At 62.3% G+C, this 19,195-nt stretch carries 21 protein-coding genes; 16 read left to right on the forward strand and 5 right to left on the reverse strand.

The features are described 5' to 3' along the window. Positions 1 to 11: 11 nt before the first annotated feature. From hisB to ACNAOT_RS08190, 6 genes are read left to right on the forward strand one after another with little or no spacing between them, the layout of a single operon-like run. Positions 12 to 638: an imidazoleglycerol-phosphate dehydratase HisB gene (gene hisB, locus ACNAOT_RS08165; protein WP_420180683.1), complete on the forward strand. Its 627-nt coding sequence runs from the start codon at positions 12 to 14 to the stop codon at positions 636 to 638. Then, positions 635 to 1,378 carry an imidazole glycerol phosphate synthase subunit HisH gene (gene hisH, locus ACNAOT_RS08170; RefSeq protein ID WP_091466507.1) on the forward strand — a complete coding sequence of 248 codons (744 nt, stop codon included), beginning with the start codon at positions 635 to 637 and terminating at the stop codon, positions 1,376 to 1,378. The genes hisB and hisH overlap by 4 nt, the downstream gene beginning before the upstream one ends. Next, positions 1,379 to 1,537 carry a hypothetical protein gene (locus ACNAOT_RS08175; RefSeq protein WP_420180684.1) on the forward strand — a complete coding sequence of 53 codons (159 nt, stop codon included), beginning with the start codon at positions 1,379 to 1,381 and terminating at the stop codon, positions 1,535 to 1,537. A 47-nt stretch (positions 1,538 to 1,584) separates the two neighbouring features. Continuing rightward, positions 1,585 to 2,328, forward strand: a complete 744-nt coding sequence (gene priA, locus ACNAOT_RS08180) for a bifunctional 1-(5-phosphoribosyl)-5-((5-phosphoribosylamino)methylideneamino)imidazole-4-carboxamide isomerase/phosphoribosylanthranilate isomerase PriA (RefSeq protein WP_091466508.1) — start codon at positions 1,585 to 1,587, stop codon at positions 2,326 to 2,328. Further along, positions 2,328 to 3,257: an SseB family protein gene (locus ACNAOT_RS08185; RefSeq protein WP_420180685.1), complete on the forward strand. Its 930-nt coding sequence runs from the start codon at positions 2,328 to 2,330 to the stop codon at positions 3,255 to 3,257. Before priA ends, ACNAOT_RS08185 begins: the two co-directional genes overlap by 1 nt. Positions 3,258 to 3,308: 51 nt before the next feature. After that, positions 3,309 to 4,613 (forward strand): MFS transporter, encoded by a 1,305-nt coding sequence (locus ACNAOT_RS08190; protein WP_420180686.1) that lies wholly within the window; start codon positions 3,309 to 3,311, stop codon positions 4,611 to 4,613. Between the two features lie 101 nt (positions 4,614 to 4,714). On the opposite strand, the gene ACNAOT_RS08195 is transcribed toward ACNAOT_RS08190, so the two are convergent. Then, positions 4,715 to 5,113 carry a DUF1844 domain-containing protein gene (locus tag ACNAOT_RS08195; protein ID WP_091467627.1) on the reverse strand — a complete coding sequence of 133 codons (399 nt, stop codon included), beginning with the start codon at positions 5,111 to 5,113 and terminating at the stop codon, positions 4,715 to 4,717. A gap of 393 nt (positions 5,114 to 5,506) precedes the next feature. On the opposite strand from ACNAOT_RS08195, the gene infC reads away from it, so the two are divergent. The 5 genes from infC to ACNAOT_RS08220 all read left to right on the forward strand — a co-directional run bounded on the left by infC (position 5,507) and on the right by ACNAOT_RS08220 (position 9,624). Beyond that, positions 5,507 to 6,559, forward strand: coding sequence for a translation initiation factor IF-3 (infC, locus tag ACNAOT_RS08200; protein ID WP_420180687.1), 1,053 nt, complete (start codon positions 5,507 to 5,509; stop codon positions 6,557 to 6,559). A 116-nt stretch (positions 6,560 to 6,675) separates the two neighbouring features. Continuing rightward, entirely contained in the window at positions 6,676 to 6,870 is a 195-nt protein-coding gene (rpmI, locus tag ACNAOT_RS08205; RefSeq protein ID WP_011774324.1) for a 50S ribosomal protein L35, read from the forward strand. A 119-nt stretch (positions 6,871 to 6,989) separates the two neighbouring features. Further along, positions 6,990 to 7,658, forward strand: coding sequence for a 50S ribosomal protein L20 (gene rplT, locus ACNAOT_RS08210; protein WP_011774325.1), 669 nt, complete (start codon positions 6,990 to 6,992; stop codon positions 7,656 to 7,658). A 26-nt stretch (positions 7,659 to 7,684) separates the two neighbouring features. Beyond that, entirely contained in the window at positions 7,685 to 8,596 is a 912-nt protein-coding gene (locus ACNAOT_RS08215) for a TrmH family RNA methyltransferase (RefSeq protein WP_420180688.1), read from the forward strand. Between the two features lie 101 nt (positions 8,597 to 8,697). Next, positions 8,698 to 9,624, forward strand: coding sequence for a cation diffusion facilitator family transporter (locus ACNAOT_RS08220; protein ID WP_420180689.1), 927 nt, complete (start codon positions 8,698 to 8,700; stop codon positions 9,622 to 9,624). A gap of 126 nt (positions 9,625 to 9,750) precedes the next feature. Here the strand turns inward: ACNAOT_RS08220 and ACNAOT_RS08225 are convergent, their stop codons facing one another. Beyond that, positions 9,751 to 10,959 carry an MFS transporter gene (locus tag ACNAOT_RS08225; RefSeq protein ID WP_179018959.1) on the reverse strand — a complete coding sequence of 403 codons (1,209 nt, stop codon included), beginning with the start codon at positions 10,957 to 10,959 and terminating at the stop codon, positions 9,751 to 9,753. Between the two features lie 133 nt (positions 10,960 to 11,092). Between ACNAOT_RS08225 and ACNAOT_RS08230 the strand changes: the two genes are divergently transcribed. Further along, positions 11,093 to 11,527, forward strand: a complete 435-nt coding sequence (locus tag ACNAOT_RS08230; protein WP_420180690.1) for a (deoxy)nucleoside triphosphate pyrophosphohydrolase — start codon at positions 11,093 to 11,095, stop codon at positions 11,525 to 11,527. A gap of 56 nt (positions 11,528 to 11,583) precedes the next feature. Here ACNAOT_RS08230 and ACNAOT_RS08235 read toward each other — a convergent pair whose 3' ends face one another. After that, entirely contained in the window at positions 11,584 to 12,675 is a 1,092-nt protein-coding gene (locus tag ACNAOT_RS08235) for an Rv2578c family radical SAM protein (protein ID WP_420180691.1), read from the reverse strand. Between the two features lie 91 nt (positions 12,676 to 12,766). On the opposite strand from ACNAOT_RS08235, the gene pcp reads away from it, so the two are divergent. Then, positions 12,767 to 13,408, forward strand: a complete 642-nt coding sequence (gene pcp, locus ACNAOT_RS08240) for a pyroglutamyl-peptidase I (RefSeq protein ID WP_420180692.1) — start codon at positions 12,767 to 12,769, stop codon at positions 13,406 to 13,408. Here the strand turns inward: pcp and ACNAOT_RS08245 are convergent. Next, positions 13,405 to 14,034, reverse strand: coding sequence for an SIMPL domain-containing protein (locus ACNAOT_RS08245; protein WP_420180693.1), 630 nt, complete (start codon positions 14,032 to 14,034; stop codon positions 13,405 to 13,407). The genes pcp and ACNAOT_RS08245 overlap by 4 nt on opposite strands. 2 nt (positions 14,035 to 14,036) lie before the next feature. Continuing rightward, positions 14,037 to 14,483, reverse strand: coding sequence for a hypothetical protein (locus tag ACNAOT_RS08250; RefSeq protein ID WP_420180694.1), 447 nt, complete (start codon positions 14,481 to 14,483; stop codon positions 14,037 to 14,039). 98 nt (positions 14,484 to 14,581) lie between these two features. Between ACNAOT_RS08250 and ACNAOT_RS08255 the strand changes: the two genes are divergently transcribed. The 3 genes from ACNAOT_RS08255 to pheT all read left to right on the forward strand — a co-directional run bounded on the left by ACNAOT_RS08255 (position 14,582) and on the right by pheT (position 19,177). Then, positions 14,582 to 15,460, forward strand: a complete 879-nt coding sequence (locus ACNAOT_RS08255) for an LppM family (lipo)protein (protein WP_420180695.1) — start codon at positions 14,582 to 14,584, stop codon at positions 15,458 to 15,460. 109 nt (positions 15,461 to 15,569) lie between these two features. Next, positions 15,570 to 16,631, forward strand: coding sequence for a phenylalanine--tRNA ligase subunit alpha (gene pheS, locus ACNAOT_RS08260; RefSeq protein WP_420180696.1), 1,062 nt, complete (start codon positions 15,570 to 15,572; stop codon positions 16,629 to 16,631). 2 nt (positions 16,632 to 16,633) lie between these two features. Then, the gene (pheT, locus tag ACNAOT_RS08265) at positions 16,634 to 19,177 is read left to right on the forward strand and encodes a phenylalanine--tRNA ligase subunit beta (protein WP_420180697.1); all 2,544 of its coding nucleotides are present in this window, start codon (positions 16,634 to 16,636) and stop codon (positions 19,175 to 19,177) included. The last annotated feature ends 18 nt before the right edge of the window (positions 19,178 to 19,195 follow it).

Below are 19,195 nucleotides of genomic sequence, written 5' to 3' on the forward strand. Positions count from 1 at the left end.
AGGACGTCCCAATGAGCGAAACCGGCGCCACGCCGACCGCTGCCCGCACCGCGCGCATGGAGCGCACCACCAGCGAGTCTTCAGTCCTGGTGGAGATCAACCTGGACGGTTCCGGTGTCTCGGACATCAGTACCTCGGTTCCGTTCTACGACCACATGCTGACGGCACTCTGCAAGCACTCCCTGATCGACATGACGGTGAAGGCCACGGGCGACACCCACATCGACGCGCACCACACCGTGGAAGATGTCGCCATCACTTTTGGCGAGGTCCTGCGGACGGCATTGGGCAACAAGGCCGGCATCCGTCGCTTCGGCGAAGCAACTGTTCCTTTGGATGAAGCGCTGGCGCACGCCGTCGTGGATGTTTCCGGGCGTCCTTACCTGGTGCACGGTGGTGAGCCGGCCGGGCAGGAGTACCACCTGATCGGTGGACACTTCACGGGCTCGCTGACACGCCACGTTTTTGAAGCCATCACGTTGCATGCCGGAATCTGCCTGCACATGAGTGTCTTGGCTGGCCGGGACCCGCACCACATCGTTGAGGCCCAGTTCAAAGCTTTTGCCCGCGCTTTACGTGCAGCCGTGGAATCCGATCCCCGCGTGGAGGGCATCCCTTCCACCAAGGGCGCACTATGAGCGGCCAGTTTCTGAAGAATGGAGCGGTGGCTGACGCCACTGCATCCGTGAAGCCGGAGTCGCCCGAAGGCAAGCCCACCGTAACTGTGCTGGACTACGGATCGGGCAACGTACGGTCCGCCGTCCGTGCGCTTGAGCGCGCCGGCGCCCACGTTGTTCTGAGCTCCAAGCCTGAGGACGTGCTTAACGCTGACGGCTTGGTGGTGCCCGGGGTTGGTGCCTACGAGACGGTGATGAAGGAGCTCAAGTCCGTCGATGCCATCCGCATGATTGGACGCCGGGTTGCTGGTGGCCGCCCTGTGCTGGCCATCTGCGTCGGCTTGCAGGTCCTCTTCGAAGCCGGTGTAGAGCACGGCACCGAATCCGAGGGTATGGCCGAGTGGCCGGGCAAGGTTGAACTCCTTCCCGCTCCCGTGGTGCCGCACATGGGCTGGAACACCGTGGACGTACCTGAGGGCTCAAAGCTGTTCGCCGGCGTTGAGCAGGAACGTTTCTACTTTGTGCACTCCTACGGTGTCCAGGAGTGGAACTTCGACGTCGTCCAGCCCCGCATGGCTCCTCCCATGGTCACGTGGTCCGAACATGGTGCGCGTTTCATTGCTGCTGTCGAGAACGGCCCACTCTGCGCTACCCAATTCCACCCGGAGAAGTCAGGCGATGCCGGAGCCCGGCTCCTGCGAAACTGGGTGGACAGCCTCCGTAAGCCCGCTCCGGAAGCATCCGGAAGCGATACCGCCTAGATGTGGGGCTCAGTATTGCTGATGGCCCTCGCCGGCCTGCTGATTGGCGGGGGTATCTCCTTCCACCAGCAGAAAAAACCGCGCTGGGTTTCCATTTGTTTCTATGTGCTGGCCGGGATGTCCCTGTTGGCCGCCTACCTCCTGACGCTGGGTAACTAAACCAGTCGCTCAACAAACCGCGTCACCTTCGAACTCCAAGGACACACATGACCACCTCCGCCCAGTCCGTTCTGGAACTCCTGCCCGCCGTCGACATCGTTGACGGCCAGGCAGTCCGCCTCCTGCAGGGAGAAGCCGGCTCGGAAACCAGCTACGGTACGCCCCTGGAAGCAGCCTTGAACTGGCAGGACGCCGGTGCCGAATGGGTGCACATGGTTGACCTGGACGCTGCTTTCGGCCGCGGAAACAACGCCGCGCTGATCAGCGATGTCGTATCGCAGCTCAACGTCAAGGTGGAACTCTCCGGCGGTTTGCGGGACGACGAATCCCTGGAGCGCGCGCTGGAGCTGGGCGTCGCGCGCGTGAATCTCGGAACGGCAGCGTTGGAGAACCCGGAGTGGACCCGAAAGGCAATCGACCGCTTTGGTGACAAGATCGCCGTCGGGCTTGACGTCCGCGGGACAACTCTTGCCGGACGCGGTTGGACCAAGGAGGGCGGTGACCTTTGGGAGGTTCTGGCACGCCTTGAGGACGCTGGGTGCGCCCGCTACGTTGTCACAGACGTCACCAAGGACGGAACCCTTCAGGGCCCGAACGTGGAACTCCTTCGCCAGATGGTGGAGAAGACCGGCAAGCCCGTTGTCGCTTCGGGCGGTATTTCCAGCTTGGAAGACCTGCGCGTTCTGCGCGAACTGGTACCGCTGGGTGTTGAAGGCGCGATCGTAGGCAAGGCTCTCTACGCCGGTGCCTTCACGCTGCCCGAGGCGCTGGACGTTGCCGGCCGCCGCTGATGCCCCACAACGCAGGACATCAGCACGACGCCGGACATCAGCACGACGATCAGGGCCACGGCCGGCGTGAGCTTCCCGGCCACATAGCGGCCGCCTTGGCCGGTGCCGGTGGAGCTACCGACTCTGCCGGCCAGCCTTGGTCCGGAAGGAGCCTCAGTGGTGACGACGCCAAAATTCACAATTTTGAGGACGACGACGGCTCGGCGGACGCCGGTTATGTAGCCGCCATCGCGGCACTGATCAACGGAACCGGCAGCGAGGAAGACGTTGTTGCCTCCTTGGCGACGGCAAGGGTTTTCGTTCCGGTAGTTGCCCAGTTGGCTGAGGAAGCAGAAGGCGACGATGGCCTCCACGCTGACAAGCAGGCCGATATGGCTTTGGTCACACTGAAGGCCCCCGATGGACGCACGGCCATGCCGGTCTTCACCTCGGCAGCTGCCCTCGAGGCATGGCATTCGGAGGCGCGGCCCGTAGCCGTATACGCTGCGCGCGCAGCGCTTTCTGCAGTATCCGAGGGCGCGCAGCTGTTGGTGATGGACCCAGGCTCCAACTTCACATTTGTTGTTCGGCGCCCGGCGATGTGGGCCCTTGCCCAGCAGAAGGACTGGACGCCGTCATACCTTGATGATCAACTGGAGGCTGCTCTCGTTTCAACGGTCTCGGCATTTCGGACCGTCCGTCGCTTGGAGACGCAACCCGGTGGCGGTGTTGCGTCCCTGACGGCCGACGGTCGACGTGTACATGGCGGCGGTGCAGGGCCGGAACTGCGTGTGGTGCTCTTCCTCGAAGATGGGCTCGACGCCGTGGCTGTGCAGACGCTCCTTGCCCAACTGAACGATGCGTGGGCAAGGATGGATTCTTTTGCCGAGGGCGTTGATTCCATGGAAGTAAAACTGCAGCGCGCAGCACAGGAGCCCGCGCGGCATTAATGGCAGTGCCGGTTCCCCGGGGCTGCCCTGGGGAACAAGAGGATTTAGCCAGTGAACTTCGCTCTCTATAAGGAGATGCTGTCCATCCGCCCTGTCCGGCGTCTGTTGGTTGTGGGCATGATTGCGCGCATTCCACACTCGGCGGCGGGCGTGCTCCTCACTCTGCACATCGTGCTGACGCTGGGCCAGGGCTACGCCGCCGCCGGTGCAGCGGCCGCTGTCATGACCATCGGCATTGCGCTGGGTGCACCCTGGCGTGGTCGCCGGGTGGACATGGTGGGGCTGAGGAAGGCCCTGATCCCTTCGGTTGTGTCCGAAACCGTCATCTGGTCGATAGTCCCGCACGTTTCGTATGAATGGCTGCTGCCATTGGTGTTTGTCGGCGGTCTTTTCACCCTGCCGATTTTCAGTGTTGTCCGCCAGTCGCTGGGTGTCATGGTGGATGGCGAGCAGCGGCGATCGGCCTTCGCCCTCGATTCCATCGCCACCGAGCTGGTGTTCATGATCGGCCCGGCTGTCGGCGCCATCGTGGCAACCAGTGGCTTCTCGGCGATCGGACTGACGGCAGTAGGAATTTCGGTCTCCGTTGCCGGGCTGTTCCTTATGTGGTTCAACCCGCCAACCCGGAGCGAAGTGGTCTGCACCCCGCAGGAGACCGCGGACAGGGCGGCGGCTGACCTCGCTGCTGCGGAGGCTGCCATGGTGGCCTCAGCGCCTGCCCACGTCCAGGAGGCGGCCTCTGAAATGGCGTCGGCAACTTCGCGCACATCAGCCTTCCGGAGTCGCGTCGCCAGGAACTTCACCTGGTTCACGGTTTCCGTTGCGGCACTCTTCGTCGTAGCCGCGGGATCCGGGATGGTGCTCAGTGGTTCGGATGTCAGCATCGTCGGGCTGCTGGAACGCGGTGGACACGAGAATGAAATCGGCATCGTGTTCTTCTTCTGGTGCGCAGCGTCCGTGGTTGGTGGACTCATCTACGGGTCAATGAAGCGGACCGTTTCGCCAATGCTCTTGCTCCTGGGCATGGCCGCGCTCACCATTCCGATGGGCTTTGCCCAAGACACCTGGACCCTCGCGTTCCTCTCGCTCCTGCCCGGCCTTTTGTGCGCACCGGTTTTGTCGGCGTCGTCAGAGAAGGTGGCTGACCTTGTGGACGAGGAGCGCCGGGGTGAAGCGATGGGCTGGTACGGCTCGGCACTGACTGCAGGTGTTGCCTTGGGCGCGCCTCTGGCCGGGGTCTTTATCGACACCGTAGGTCCGTCGGGTGGCTTTGCCGCCGTGGGCATTGCTGGCGTCGCTCTCTGTGCTACGGGACTCATCCTGATGTCCTTGCGCCGCCGGGCCGCCCGCGTCTGAAACCCTGACGCGCTGAACCTCAACAACAAACAAACAAACAACGACGGCGGGTCGACCACACGTGGTCGACCCGCCGTCGTTGACTATTGCGGAAGTTGGGGCTAGTTCACCGGTCCGGTGAACTTTTCGCCCGGACCCTTGCCCGGGGCGTCAGGAATGAGGGAAGCCTCGCGGAATGCCAGCTGCAGTGAACGCAAGCCATCGCGCAACGGGCCGGCGTGCTGTGAACCGATTTCCGGGGCGGCTGCTGACACCAGGCCGGCGAGGGCCGTGATGAGCTTGCGGGCTTCGTCCAAGTCCTTGAGGTCCTCGGCATTGGGATCATCGGCCAGGCCCACCTTGACGGCGGCCGCGCTCATGAGGTGAACGGCGCCCGTGGTAATGACTTCCACTGCGGGAACTTCAGCGATGTCACGGATCTGCTGGGACACTCCGGCATCAACGGCGGGGGAGGCGTCTTCCCCATAGGAGTTACGGGAATTGCTGTCTTCAGTGCTCATACTGGTAAGCTTGTCACAGACCGACTGGAAGTCGTTATTCACAGTCAACATCTGCAGTTCTTGCTCCCGCCTTCCGCAATGTGCGCTTGGCGGGTTGTTTCTGTAGAATTGACTTTCAGTTTGCAAGCGGAGTTCTCTCCCACCCGCGTCAACCGTTCCCTTCGGGGACAGGATCCCTTTCGGGACAAGAGGTTGCCGGGTACCTGGTCGGACACTTCCGGAGGCATTGCTTCCGGGGGTGCGTACTTCCCGCGGGGAGGTGCAGCCGATCTTCGAGGCCTTCGATTGCACCAGCAATTGGGGGCCTTCTCTTTTTGCCGGTGACATCACCACAACCACAGGAGCTTTAACATTAGCGAGCCAAGAATCAATGAGCGTATCCGCGTCCCCGAGGTGCGGTTGGTCGGTCCTGCCGGCGAACAGGTAGGAATTGTCCGCATTGAGGACGCCCTGCGTCTTGCTGCCGAGTCCGATCTCGATCTCGTTGAAGTTGCCCCGCAGGCTAAGCCTCCTGTTTGCAAGTTGATGGACTTCGGCAAGTACAAGTACGAAGCTGCCGTGAAGGCCCGCGAGGCCCGCAAGAACCAGACCAACACGGTTCTGAAGGAAATTCGCTTCCGCCTTAAGATCGACAAGCACGACTACGAAACCAAGCGCGGTCACGCACTTCGGTTCCTGGGCGCCGGTGACAAGGTCAAGGCCATGATCCAGTTCCGCGGCCGTGAGCAGCAGCGTCCCGAGATGGGTATCCGCCTGCTGCAGCGTTTTGCTGAAGACGTTGCCGAGGTTGGCATCATCGAGTCCAGCCCGCGCATCGATGGCCGCAACATGGTCATGGTGATCGGACCGCTGAAGAACAAGGCTGAAGCGAAGGCCGAAGCCCGTCGCGCTACGCAGCGTGCTGAAGCCAAGGCTCAGAATGAGGCCAAGGCATCCGGACGTGTAGACACCACGGGCGAACAGGCTCCGCTGACCCAGAGCCTCGCCGACCTTCTTCCCGAGGGCTTCAAGGTCACCGAAGAGGAGACCAAGCAGGACACTGTCGAAGCCCCCGAGGCCCAGGCAGCGGTTGCTGAGGAAGCTCCCGTTGCTGAGGAAGCTCCGGTTGTTGAAGAGGCTCCGGTTGTTGAAGAGGCTCCGGTTGTTGAAGAAGCTCCTGCTGCTGAGGAAGCTCCTGCTCCGGTTGTTGAAAAAGCACCCGTGGTCGAGGCTCCTGCAGCCAAGGCAGCTCCGGCAAAGGCAGCGCCTGCGCCGGCGAAAACTGCACCGGCCGCCAAGGCAGCACCGGCAGAAGCGGCTCCGAAGCCAGTTGTTCCGGCAGCCGCCCCGAAGCCTGCAGTTCCGTCGGCTCCGAAGCCCGTCGCCAAGCCGGCAGCTCCCAAGCCGGCAGCTCGGCCCGCGGCCCCCAAGGCTGCGCCCAAGCCTGCATCACGCAAGACCAACTAGTTCAACGCCTCGGAGGCCCGCCTCCAACGGCAAGCAACCAGCACGCCGGCCCTCGTAGGCCGGCTGCGCGAAAGAATCGCGGACTCGTCCGTGGATACGTAAGGAGATCGGTTCCCATGCCGAAGATGAAGACCCACAGCGGTGCTAAGAAGCGCTTCAAGCTGACCGGCACCGGCAAGCTGAAGCGTCAGCAGGCCAACCGCCGTCACTACCTTGAGCACAAGTCCTCAAGGCTGACCCGTCGCCTCGCCGGCGACAAGCTCGTCTTCAAGGGCGATGCCAAGGTCATCAAGAAGATGCTCGGCGTCTAAGTTCCAAGTTCTTTGGTTACTGCCATCCGGCAGGGACCGACTACACCAAAAGCCTTCTCAGGCCGGCCGGGTTTCCGGCAGTAGCAGCTTGGGATAAAGATTTCTGAAGGAGTACGCACGTGGCACGTGTGAAGCGGGCGGTAAACGCCCACAAGAAGCGCCGGGTTGTCCTCGAACGCGCAAAGGGTTACCGCGGACAGCGTTCGCGCCTGTACCGCAAGGCCAAAGAGCAGCTGCTGCACTCGTTTGTGTACAGCTACGGCGACCGCCGCAAGAAGAAGGGTGACTTCCGTCGCCTCTGGATCCAGCGCATCAATGCTGCATCCCGCGCCAATGGCCTCACCTACAACCGCTTGATCCAGGGCCTCAAGGCCGCTGAGGTTGAGGTTGACCGCCGCATGCTGGCCGAGCTGGCTGTCTCTGACGCCAACGCTTTCGCCGCCCTGGTGAACATTGCCAAGGCTGCACTTCCGGCTGACACCTCCGCGCCGGCCGCTGCTGCTGCTCCCAAGGCCGCCAAGGTTGCTCCGGCTGCTGCCACCGCAACGGCTGTCAAGGCTGTTGTTTCCGAGAAGCCGGCTATCGACGGCGCAGTTGCTGCTGATGGCGACGAAGCTCCGGAAGGCTACGCCATCAAGGGCAACGCCGAGTCCAAGAAGTACCACGTTCCGGGTTCCACCTGGTACAACACCACTGCTGCTGAGTACTGGTTCTCCACCGTTGAGGCTGCAAAGGCCGCTGGCTTTGAGCCTGCAGGTGGCGAAGCCCGCCAGCAGATCAAGAACTAGTCGCAACTGCCACTAAAGTTCTTTATATGAACGAAACCGGGCGCCCGCAAGACTTTCCGATGACCAACCCCCGAGCTGATCGGGTGAGGGACGTCGCCAGGCTTGCCGGGCGCCCGGCGCGTTTAAAACGCGGACGCTTCCTTGCTGAAGGTCCGCAGGCGGTGCGTGAGGCTTTGGCCCTGCACCGTGAGCGCACTGCGGCAGGAGGACCCGCCGTCGTGCATGAAGTTTTTGCCAGCGAAGCGTGCCTTGCGCGCCTCCCTGAGCTTGCCGACCTGGCGCAGGCAACGCAGCTCCGGCTTGCAAGTGACGAAGTCCTTGCCGCCATGGCGGATACCGTCAATCCGCAGGGGATTGTGGCTGTGTGCAGTTTTGTGGATGTCAGCTTGGAGTCGGTGCTCGACGCCGGTCCACGCCTGATCGCCGTCATGTGCCAGGTGCGCGATCCCGGTAACGCCGGGACTGTTCTCCGCGCTGCGGATGCTGCCGGCGCCGACGCAGTTGTCCTTACTGGTTCGAGCGTGGACATCTACAACCCCAAGGCTGTCCGGTCGACAGCTGGCTCCCTTTTCCACTTGCCGGTGGTGCTGGGCGCCGATGTCGAGGAGTTGGTGGCACGCTGCCGGGATCGCGGTATCGGTGTCCTGGCTGCTGACGGATATGGAACCGTCAACTTGGACAAACTGCAGGATGAGAATGCGGCGCGGAGACTTGGGAATGAATCTGTAGCGTCGGACTATGCGCTTGAGGCACCTACGGCCTGGATGTTCGGCAACGAAGCACAGGGTTTGTCGGAGACCGAGCTTGCGCTGGCTGATCATCGCGTGGCGGTTCCTGTCTACGGGGCAGCCGAAAGCCTGAACCTGGGTACCGCCGCCACTGTGTGTCTTTACGCCAGCGCGCGTTCCCAGCAGGGCGCCCGACTGGAGAATGTGTAAACAGCGCATCGCCGGGTACGGTATTGGATGCAAGATCGGACGATGACGACTCTTCTTGGTACATCCCATTCTTTCCCCGAACCCAAAGAGGTGAAGCTTTCGTGGCTGCAGGTGGCGGTACCAAAGCGATTGTGGCGGCCCTGGCCGCCAATCTGACTATTGCCGTATTGAAGTTCATTGCATTCTTCCTGACGGCGTCATCGTCCATGCTGGCTGAAGCCATCCACTCGGTGGCGGACTCCGGAAACCAGATCCTGCTGCTTGTGGGAGGCAAACGGGCCAAGCGGGCCGCCAGCCCCGAGCATCCGTTCGGCTATGGCCGTGAGCGGTACATCTACGCGTTCATCGTCTCCATCGTGCTGTTCAGTGTGGGTGGCCTGTTTGCCCTGTACGAGGCCTGGGAGAAGTTCCAGCACCCACACGGTATCGAGGGGGCTTTCTGGTGGGTCCCGTTGGCCGTCTTGGTCGGTGCCATCATTGCTGAGTCGTTCTCGTTCCGCACGGCCATCATTGAGTCGAACCACATCCGCGGCAAGCAATCATGGGTCAAGTTTGTCCGCAACGCCAAGCAGCCGGAACTGCCAGTGATCCTGCTGGAGGACTTTGGCGCTTTGCTTGGCCTGATTTTCGCGCTCTTCGGTGTAGGAATGACGCTGGTCACCGGTGACGGGGTCTGGGATGCACTCGGCACAGCGATGATTGGCCTCCTGCTGGTGGCCATCGCAGTGGTCCTTGCTCTGGAAACCAAGTCCCTGCTGCTGGGGGAGTCTGCCACCAAGGAAGATGTCCAGCGCATCACGGAGGCACTGGAAGCTGACGGCACCCGCATCATCCACCTCAAAACCCTGCACCTGGGTCCGGAAGAGCTGCTTGTAGCTGCGAAGATCTCCATGGAGGCCTCTAAGACGGGCGAAGAGATTGCGAAGGGGATCGACGCCGCCGAGCAGCGTATCCGTGCGGCAGTCCCCATTGCGCGGGTCATCTACCTCGAACCTGACATCGAACGCGTCCAGGCGCCGCAGGGTTAGCCGTTCCGGAAATGTTCCTTCCGGATTAGTAAGTTCGATATGTGCTTAACAAGCATGGGCTCCGCCGTGGCGGAGCCCATGCTTGTTGTGTGTGGTTTTCTGGCCAACCAGCGCTCTTCTGGTGGATCAGGAGGACAGCGGCTTTTTTCGCTCCAGCAGACCACTGACCAGGGCCACTCCGAGGCCCAGAATGGCAAGGACCGCGCCAACCAATGCGGGAGCCACATATCCCCAACCCCAGGCAATAACTGTGCCGCCCAGGAAGGCGCCGAGCGCGTTGGCGATATTGAGGGCGGAGTGGTTCAGCGAGGATGCCAGCGATGCGGCGCCCGGGGCAGCGTCCAGGAGGCGGGTTTGCAGCGCGGGAGTGAGCATGGAGCCCACACCGCCCACCACGAACGCCATGATGAAGGCGGCCCAGGCCCAGTGCGCAGCAATGGCGTAGACCACCAGGGCCACGGCGATTCCCGGCATGACCCAGTAGATGGTGCCCATCACGGACTTGTCGGCAAGGCGTCCTCCGAAGATGTTTCCCACCACCATGCCCAGTCCGTAGAGGGCCACAACCGCGGGGATCAGGTTCTCCGGTATACCAGCCACAGAGGTCATGGTGTGTGCAATGTAGGTGTAAACGGCGAAGAAGCCACCAAACCCAATGATGCCGATCAGGAGCGCCAGCCAAACTTGGAGCCGTTTGAGGGCTCCAAGTTCGCGACGGATGCTGGCCTCGGGGTGGGCTGCCTCGAAGGGGACGAATTTCCACACCATGGCGACGGTCAACAATCCGATGGCGCCCACAATGACGAAGAGGAGCCGCCACCCGAAGGTCTGCCCAACCCATGTGGCCAAAGGAACTCCGATGACGTTGGAGACCGTGAGTCCTGCCATCACCATGGAGATTGCCCAGCCCCGTTTGGTAGGGGCGACGAGTCCGGCTGCGATGACGGCTGCCACTCCGAAGAAAGCTCCGTGGGGAAGTCCGGAAGCAAAACGGGAGAGCAGCATGAAGCCGTAATCCGGTGCGATGAAGGACGTCAGGTTTGCCAAGGACAGGAACAGCATGAGCCCCAACGCAAGGTGCTTTCTGGGAAGCTTTGCCCCGAACGCAGCGAAGAGGGGAGCGCCGATAACGACGCCCAATGCGTAAGCCGAGATGAGGTTGCCCGCTTCGGGGGTGCTGATGCCCAGCCCCTCCTCGATTTCCTTCAGCAGGCCCATCATGGCGAATTCGGTGGTACCGATGGCGAACCCGCCCATGGCCAAGGCCAGGATGGCCAAGCCAAGGTGTTTCCTTGCTGCTTTGGCGGTGGCGGGGGTGGACACGGTGGTAGTCATAAGCCTGCTTCTTAAGGGTGCCTTGTGGGCTGGAGAAATTGGAGAAAATCCGATAACAAGTTTAGTCCGGGGCCCCGTGACTTGTCGCAGCTATGTGACGATGCCCGTTCATCGGGCCCCATAGACTGTTTCGGTGACTGCACTGATCAACGTCGTGGGCGCCGCCGTCGTCGACTCCTTGGAAGCCCCCGCCCGCCTTCTTGTTGCGCGCCGCACTGCGCCGCCCCAGTTCGCTGGCATGTGGGAATTTCCGGGCGGCAAGGTGGAAGCCGGTGAGACTGCGGAGGCTGCCCTGCACCGTGAACTCGCGGAAGAACTGGGCATTGAAGTGCAACTCGGGCCCGAGCTGGACTCGGGCGACACCACTGGGTGGACGCTCAATGAGCGTGCCTCCATGCGTGTGTGGTTCGCCGAGCTGACGTCGGGAGAGCCGCGGCCGCTGGAGGATCACGACGAATTGCGTTGGGTATCGTTGGCTGATCGTGACGAAGCTCTCAGCCTTCCGTGGATTCCGGCGGACCTTCCAATAGTCCGGGCGTTGCTTAGCCGGGCGGCCGCTCCCGCGTGAGAACCGGGCGCTTGGATGGAAAAGATGGGTGCTTCGCGTAGCCGGTGGCCTTCAACCTAGAAAAGCGGCTGCTGTCCAGGAAGGGGAGCTGAGGCGTCCACGGTTGCCGCCGCCGACCCAGAGGCAGTGCGAGCATTCCGGTGGCTGAATCCGGATGTTCCGGTGAAGCCGTACTTCGCCTTGAAGTAGGTGATCCTGCCGGTGAGCCACACGCGATACTCCTTGGAAGCATAGGAGCCTTGTCCATAGAGTCGCCGGTACTTGCCCACCAACTCCGGGTGTTGGGTGGCCAGCCATTTCATGTACCACTCACGGGTTCCGGGCTTAAGGTACAGGGCGCCGGCGGTGACTCCTGTGGCGCCCGCTTTGGTCAGTTCCGCGAACAGGGAATCGAGGGCTTCGTCCGAGTCCGTCAGCCATGGCAGGATGGGCATGGCCATAACGCCGCACCCCAGGCCGGCGTCGCGGAGCCGGGCGATGAGCTTGAGCCGGGCCTTGGGTGAAGGCGTGCCAGGCTCTATGAGTTCTGCGAGGTCCTGGTTGGTCATCGCCAGGGAGATGCCAAGGTCCACGGGGACCTGGGTGGCGGCGTGCTTGAGGAGGGGAATGTCCCTGGACAGCAGCGTGCCCTTGGTCAAGATGGAGAAAGGCGTGCCGGAATCTGCGAGGGCCCGGATGATTCCGGGCATGAGCATGTAGCGGCCCTCTGCGCGTTGATAGGGATCCGTGTTGGTGCCGAGGGCGACTTGGGGCCGTTCCCAAGAAGGCTTGGCCAATTCCTTTCGGAGAACTTCGGCGGCATTGATCTTGACCACCACTTGCGAATCGAAGTCCCGCCCGGCGTCGAACTCTAAATACGTGTGGCTCTTCCGCGCGAAACAGTACACGCAGGCATGGCTGCATCCGCGATACGGGTTTACGGTCCACTCAAACGGCATATTGGAACCCGAAGGCACCTTGTTGAGCACTGACTTTGCGGTGACCTCATGGAAGGTGACTCCGGAGAATTCGGGTGTCGAGATGGAACGCACAAGCCCGGCAAGCGGCAGCAAGGCGTCCAAGGCCGGGGCAGGGCCTGGCGCCTCGAAACCACTGGGTTCTGACGCCGGTCCACGTGTAGGTGAAAGTGCTTGTGCGTCCCATCTCATGGACTCTATTCGAATGTATGTTCGAACGAATGTCAAGGTCCCGGAAGGCAAGCTGCGGATACCGGGACTGGAGCGTTGCTAAGGTTGGGCCATGATTCTGCTGACTGGCTTCGAAGCGTTTGGCGAGGACGATGTGAATCCTTCCTGGCTTGCAGCGCGGCGGGCGGCAGGGTTGCTCGACTCGGAAGGCATCGCCGTTGAAGCCGTGCAGCTCCCGTGCGTCTTTGGTGAGTCGGGGACAGTCCTCACCGACGCCATAACCCGCGTGAACCCGGACATAGTTCTCTGTGCCGGCGTGGCGGGAGGCCGTGGGCGGATCTCCTTGGAACGCGTCGCCATCAATTGCGATGACGCCCGGATACCGGACAACAAAGGCCAGCGCCCCATCGATGAGGAAGTCATCCGTGGCGGGCCTGCAGCATACTTCTCAAGCCTGCCTATTAAGGCCGCGCTGAGGGCCCTCCAAGTCGCGGGAATCAGGGGAGAGGTTTCGCAGTCCGCGGGAACCTACGTGTGCAACCACGTCTTTTATGCCTTGATGCATGCCCTCGCATCCAGGCCGGATATTCGTGGCGGGTTCGTCCATGTTCCCTATTTGCCGGAACAGCTGCCCGATGGCAGCCCAACTCCGTCCATGCCTTTGGAATTAATGGCGGAGGGTCTTGCCGTCATTGTCCGGACGACGCTGCACACACAAACAGACGTAAAAATGTCAGCCGGAACTATTCGCTAAACGAGTTCCCATTCCACTTTGATGCTGGCCGAGACTGAGGACTCTCCAGCTTCCACGGGCAACGCCTCCGCAGTGAAGGATGCCCTCACCATGCCACCCAGGGGAATGGGTCCGCCGTGCAGGGGCTCCTGGGATATGGACACCACCTGCCCAAGCCGGGCAGATGCCAACGAAGCGTACTGTTCGGCCCGGGCCACGGCGTCCTGCCACGCAGCCTCCTGAGCCCGGGCTGTGACCGCAGCGCCATCCGCAAATCCTTGTTCGATCCCGTTGACCCGGATGTCGTCTCCGCCAGCCGCAACAGCCGCAGCGATAGCAGCAGGAGCACCCGCCTGGGAACGGATTCCCACCTGCAGGTTGGTGGATGCCACGTATGCAGTCACCTTCTGCCCTTGCCCTTCCACCCAGACCAGATCGGCACGAAGGTTCAGTCCGCTGGTCCGGAGGTCTACGTCGGACACACCCGCTGCCCGCAAACTGGCTGCGACAGCGTTAGCTGCTTTGCCGGCGTCGTCGTAGGCTTTCGCGGCTGTATCCCGACGCGTTTCCACGCCGAGCGTTAATGTCACCAGGTCCGGGACGGCCTTCGCGCTCGCGGTCCCGGTAACAGTGATGGTTCGGTTCATGTTCAGGCCTCGATTCGCTTGCCTGCAGAGCTGTCCTGCCGGCGGGGATGAGTGTCAATATAACCGCCGGCCACGAGGCCGGCCTGCCGTTCGAAGAAATTCCGCGACGCCGGGTTCCCGCTGCGAAGCATGGACCAGCCGGCGGCGACGCCGTAAAAGACCAGGAAAGGAAGCCCCAGGCAGTACGCGTACTGGGTGCTGTGCCGCTCCTCATGCCCCAGGAGCACTGCGTTGGTTCCAGCGACACCATGCGGTGCCCGGTACAGGACTACGTTCCCCAGCGTAAACGCGCCTGCATGGGGGAGCTTCCAGTTGTACCCGGCAGCGATCAGAAGCCCTCGCGGGCCGTGGGAAACGGTGGAACGGGACGCGGCTGCTACCGCCAGCCCCAGCGGGGTGGACAGGTTCAGGACGTTTGCGATCTGCCGAAAGCGTTGCGCCGGAGTCATGATGCCATGCTAGCGCCGTAGTGTGTGCCCGGCGTTAGTAGCGATACGCTGTTCGAGCACCCGCAGGTGCCAAAAATAAAAATTGGGGGACGAGGGATATGAACTCGAAACGCGCCTTGGGCGTAGTCGGTGTACTGATCGCACTCATGCTGGCATTGACGGGTTGCGTCAAGCTCAACATGTCCGTGAAGGTCAACAACGAAAAGAGCGTGGACTACGAGGTTGTCTATGCCATCCAGAAATCCGTGCTGGGCGAGAAGTCCTTCGACGAATTCATGGAGTCGAACGGTACCGGAAGCCAGGGGATGGACATCCCCGACGGCGCTACCGTGGTGGACTACGAGGACGAGAAGTACAAAGGCAAGCGGATCACCGCCGCCAACCTCACCCCTGCAAAGCTTGCTGACTCGTCCAGCTCCGAGAACCCCTTCGAACTGAAGAAGGAAGGGGACTTCTATATCATCTCCATGGGTGGAGTGACCGGTGCTGAAAGCAGTGACGCATCGTCGTCGGCCATGGCGAAGTCCATGTTCGACGAAGCCTCCGTCAAGTTCACGTTCCCGGGCAAGGTGGTGGAGGCCAATGGCGCCACCGTGGATGGCAACACGGCCACGTTTGACATGCTGGCCCTCAACGGGACAGTGGTCCAAGCCAAGGCCGAGGCCAACTCTGGAATTCCGATGTGGATCATCTGGATCCTCGTAGCTGTGCTGGTCATTGCCGGTGCGCTGGTCCTGCTGTTCGTTCTGCTGCGCAAGAGGTCTGCCCGGCAGGAGCCGGCGCTCGCAGGTGCCACTCCTTATGGCCAGCCGGGTGACGCGCCTCAGCCGGGGCAGGCAGGTTACGCTCCTCAACAGCAGCCGGCTTACAACCCGCAGCAACCGTACGCACCGCAGCAGCCGCCGTACTCGCCGCAGCCACCGGTTCAGCAGCCGCCGGTTCAGCAGCCGGGCCAGACGCGCGACGATGGCCTGTGAGGTTCAACTAGACTGAAGGGTAGTGCCTGCCGTCCGCGGCGAGCACTACCCTTTCGTTTTGCAGGTCCGCCTAGCCGGGCCGCTCCCTACTCGTAGCTAAGAACAGTAGATGACTGACACTTTGCCAGGCGCTGCCATCCCGAATCCGCTGGATGAAGCCGCCATCACCGCCGCCGTCGAGGACGCCATTGCCGCCATTTCGGCTGCTTCCTCCCTCGAAGAACTCAAGGCTGTCCGCCTCGCCCACACCGGCGAGAAGTCGCCTCTGAGCCTGGCCAACCGTGAAATCGGTGGCTTGGCGAAGGAGCACAAGGCTGCCGCCGGCAAGCTCATGGGTTCCTCCCGTGGCCAGGTCAACAAGGCGCTCGCAGCCCGGACCGAAGTTCTCGAGGCCGAGAATGACGCCCGCATCCTGGTGGAAGAAACCGTCGACGTTACGGCCGCTCCGCGTCGTCGTCGCGCCGGTGCCCGCCACCCGCTGTCCACGTTGCAGGACCGCGTCTCGGACATTTTTGTTGGCATGGGCTGGGAAATCGCCGAAGGCCCCGAGGTGGAGTCCGAATGGTTCAACTTCGATGCCCTGAACTTCAAGCCTGACCACCCCGCACGCGAAATGCAGGACACGTTCTTTGTGGAGCCTCCCGAAGCGCACCTGCTCATGCGGACGCACACGTCCCCGGTGCAGGTCCGTTCCATGCTGGAACGCGAAGTGCCCATCTATGTGCTGTGCCCCGGCAAGGTCTTCCGCACGGATGAACTGGACGCTACGCACACCCCTGTCTTCCACCAGTTCGAGGGACTGGCGATCGACAAGGACCTGAGCATGGCGGACCTTCGTGGAACGTTGGAGCACTTCGCCCGCCAGATGTTCGGCGACGAAGCTTCCATTCGCCTGCGCCCCAATTATTTCCCGTTCACGGAGCCTTCCGCTGAGCTGGACATCTGGCACCCGGGTGCCAAGGGTGGTCCCCGCTGGATTGAGTGGGGCGGCTGCGGCATGGTCAACCCCAACGTCCTCCGGGCAGCCGGCATCGATCCGGACATCTATTCAGGTTTCGCCTTCGGCATGGGCATTGAGCGCACGCTCATGTTCCGCAACGAGGTCGGCGACATGCGCGACATGATCGAAGGCGACGTACGTTTCAGCGAGCACTTCGGGATGGAGATCTAACAGTGCGTATCCCACTTTCCTGGCTGCGTGAATTCGCGCAGGTTCCGGCCGATGCTACGGCCGAAGACGTCATGGCTGACCTGGTCAAGGTCGGTTTCGAAGAAGAGGAAGTCCACCGTCCCACGGACGAGCTCACCGGTCCCGTTGTGGTGGGCCAGGTACTGAGCTTGGTCAAGGAACCGCAGACCAATGGCAAGACCATCAACTGGTGCCAGGTTCGCGTTGTTCCGGAAGGCCAGGAGCAGACCCTCACCGGCAAGGGTATCGATCCTTCGGGTGTGCAAGGCATCATTTGCGGTGCGCACAACTTTGTGGAGGGCGACAAAGTTGTTGTCACCCTCCCCGGTGCCGTGCTGCCTGGAAACTTCCAGATCTCCGCACGGAAGACCTACGGTCACCTTTCCGCGGGCATGATCGCCTCCGTCCGTGAGCTCGGCATCGGCGATGACCACGACGGCATTCTGGTGCTCTCACGCATCGGCCTGGATCCGGAAATCGGCACTGATGCGATGGAACTGCTGGGCCTGTACGACCAAGCAGCGGAAATCAACGTCACGCCGGACCGCGGTTATGCCTTCTCCATCCGTGGTGTGGCACGCGAGTACGCCCACGCCACCGGAACAGCCTTCGTGGACCCGGCTTCAAAGGTCACGGCTCCGGCCACCCTGCAGGGCGGCCACGGCGTCAAGCTCAACGACGACGCTCCCATTTACGGCAAGCCTGGCTGCGACCGTTTTGTGGCCCGCACAGTTCGTGGCGTGGATGCTTCCCGTCCCACCCCGCCGTGGATGTCCGCGCGCCTTCGTTTGGCTGGCGTTCGGTCCATCTCGTTGCCGGTTGATATCTCCAACTACGTCATGCTTGAGCTCGGACAGCCGAACCACTGCTACGACCTCGACAAGCTCGCGGGCGACATCGTGGTGCGTCGCGCAGTGGCGGGGGAGAAGATCACCACCCTGGACGACAAAGAGCGCACGCTCGACGTCGAGGACCTGCTGATTACCGATGATTCCGGTGCCATTGGCATTGCCGGTGTAATGGGCGGTGCCCACACCGAGGTTTCCGACTCCACCACGAACATCCTGGTGGAAGCGGCGCACTTCGATGAGGTCTCAATCGCGCGTTCCCGTCGCCGCCATAAGCTGCCCTCCGAAGCTTCCAAGCGCTTCGAGCGTGGCGTGGACTGGCATGTGGCCCACATTGCTGCCCAGCGCGTAGTGGATCTGTTGGTAGAGCTCGCCGGTGGCACGGCGGACGAGGCAGGGACCGACGTCGGAACCGCACCTGATGCCGTGACTATCGACTTGCCTGCTGAGTTCGCTGCCGCCCGTATCGGCATTGACTTCACGGAAGAGCAGATCACCACTTCGCTTAAGGACCTTGGCGCTGCGGTGGAGAAGACAACCACCGGTTACCGGGTTACTGCTCCGAGCTGGCGCAACGACCTCGAAACCAAGGAAGACCTGTCCGAGGAAATCGCCCGGCTTGTTGGCTACGACAACATCCCTGCCACTCTTCCGGTTGCGCCTCCGGGTCGTGGGCTCAGCCGGAGCCAACAGCAGAAGCGCCGGGTTGTCCAGGCGCTGGCAGATGCGGGGCTCACCGAGGTATTGTCCTACCCGTTCGTCTCCAAAGCTGCCAATGACACTTTCGGTGTTGCTGGTGAAGGCGAACCGCGTCCGGCGTTGAAACTGGCGAACCCGATCAGCGAAGAACAAGGCTTCCTCCGTACGTCCATCCTGCCGGGCCTGATCGAGGTTGCCCGCCGCAATCACTCACGCGGCTTCCGCGATCTGGCATTGTACGAAGCCGGTTCGGTCTTCCTCCCTGGCGACAAGCTGGGCACGGATTCCATTCCGCCGCTGGGCGTCAAGCCGGCCGACGAGGTACTGGATGCACTGTACGACGGCGTCCCGCACCAGCCGCTGCACATCGCCGCTGTTATGACCGGCCACGATTCTCCGGCCGCCGCTACGCATAGCCCGCGTGCTTGGGACTGGGCTGACGCCCTGGATGTGGCACGCCTCATGGCGGATGTCCTGGGTGTGGAACTGGTCGTTAGCCAGGGTAGCCACCAGGCGTTCCACCCGGGACGCGCGGCTCAGCTTGCGCTGCGCAATGGCGACGTTGTGGGTTACGCCGGGGAACTTCACCCGAAGCTCCTCGCTGCCCACGATATGCCTGCGCGTTCTGTAGCCGTTGAGGTCAACGTGGAAGCGTTGTTTGAGGCGGCCGCTGACGTGATCGTGGCCAAACACATCTCCGGGTACCCCGTGGCGACACAGGATGTTGCCTTGGTTGTCCCGCAGGATGTCCCGGCAGACCAGGTCCTGGCCGCCCTCCGCGAAGGAGCTGGAGTACTTCTTGAGGATGTCTCGTTGTTCGACGTCTACGTTGGTCCGGGCATCGAGGATGGCAAGAAGTCGCTGGCTTTCGGCCTCCGCTTCCGTGCAGACGACCGCACGCTGACGGCGGACGAGGCGTCTGAGGCACGGGCAGCAGCGGTGGCTGTGGCTACTGAGCGCTTCGGTGCAGTCCAGCGCTGATCCCTGCCGCAACTGATC

Source organism: Paenarthrobacter sp. TA1.8 (assembly GCF_048595705.1).
Lineage (GTDB): Bacteria > Actinomycetota > Actinomycetes > Actinomycetales > Micrococcaceae > Arthrobacter > Arthrobacter nitroguajacolicus.

Bases quoted from the DNA above. Each gene is read 5' to 3' on its own strand.
- ACNAOT_RS08175 (WP_420180684.1), top strand. From the start codon at position 1,379: ATGTGGGGCTCAGTATTGCTGATGGCCCTCGCCGGCCTGCTGATTGGC.
- ACNAOT_RS08215 (WP_420180688.1), top strand. From the start codon at position 7,685: ATGAACGAAACCGGGCGCCCGCAAGACTTTCCGATGACCAACCCCCGA.
- hisB (WP_420180683.1), top strand. From the start codon at position 12: ATGAGCGAAACCGGCGCCACGCCGACCGCTGCCCGCACCGCGCGCATG.
- ACNAOT_RS08235 (WP_420180691.1), bottom strand. From the start codon at position 12,675: ATGAGATGGGACGCACAAGCACTTTCACCTACACGTGGACCGGCGTCA.
- ACNAOT_RS08195 (WP_091467627.1), bottom strand. From the start codon at position 5,113: ATGAGCACTGAAGACAGCAATTCCCGTAACTCCTATGGGGAAGACGCC.
- ACNAOT_RS08250 (WP_420180694.1), bottom strand. From the start codon at position 14,483: ATGACTCCGGCGCAACGCTTTCGGCAGATCGCAAACGTCCTGAACCTG.
- pheS (WP_420180696.1), top strand. From the start codon at position 15,570: ATGACTGACACTTTGCCAGGCGCTGCCATCCCGAATCCGCTGGATGAA.
- pcp (WP_420180692.1), top strand. From the start codon at position 12,767: ATGATTCTGCTGACTGGCTTCGAAGCGTTTGGCGAGGACGATGTGAAT.
- ACNAOT_RS08225 (WP_179018959.1), bottom strand. From the start codon at position 10,959: ATGACTACCACCGTGTCCACCCCCGCCACCGCCAAAGCAGCAAGGAAA.
- rpmI (WP_011774324.1), top strand. From the start codon at position 6,676: ATGCCGAAGATGAAGACCCACAGCGGTGCTAAGAAGCGCTTCAAGCTG.
- ACNAOT_RS08255 (WP_420180695.1), top strand. From the start codon at position 14,582: ATGAACTCGAAACGCGCCTTGGGCGTAGTCGGTGTACTGATCGCACTC.
- ACNAOT_RS08185 (WP_420180685.1), top strand. From the start codon at position 2,328: ATGCCCCACAACGCAGGACATCAGCACGACGCCGGACATCAGCACGAC.
- ACNAOT_RS08245 (WP_420180693.1), bottom strand. From the start codon at position 14,034: ATGAACCGAACCATCACTGTTACCGGGACCGCGAGCGCGAAGGCCGTC.
- hisH (WP_091466507.1), top strand. From the start codon at position 635: ATGAGCGGCCAGTTTCTGAAGAATGGAGCGGTGGCTGACGCCACTGCA.
- priA (WP_091466508.1), top strand. From the start codon at position 1,585: ATGACCACCTCCGCCCAGTCCGTTCTGGAACTCCTGCCCGCCGTCGAC.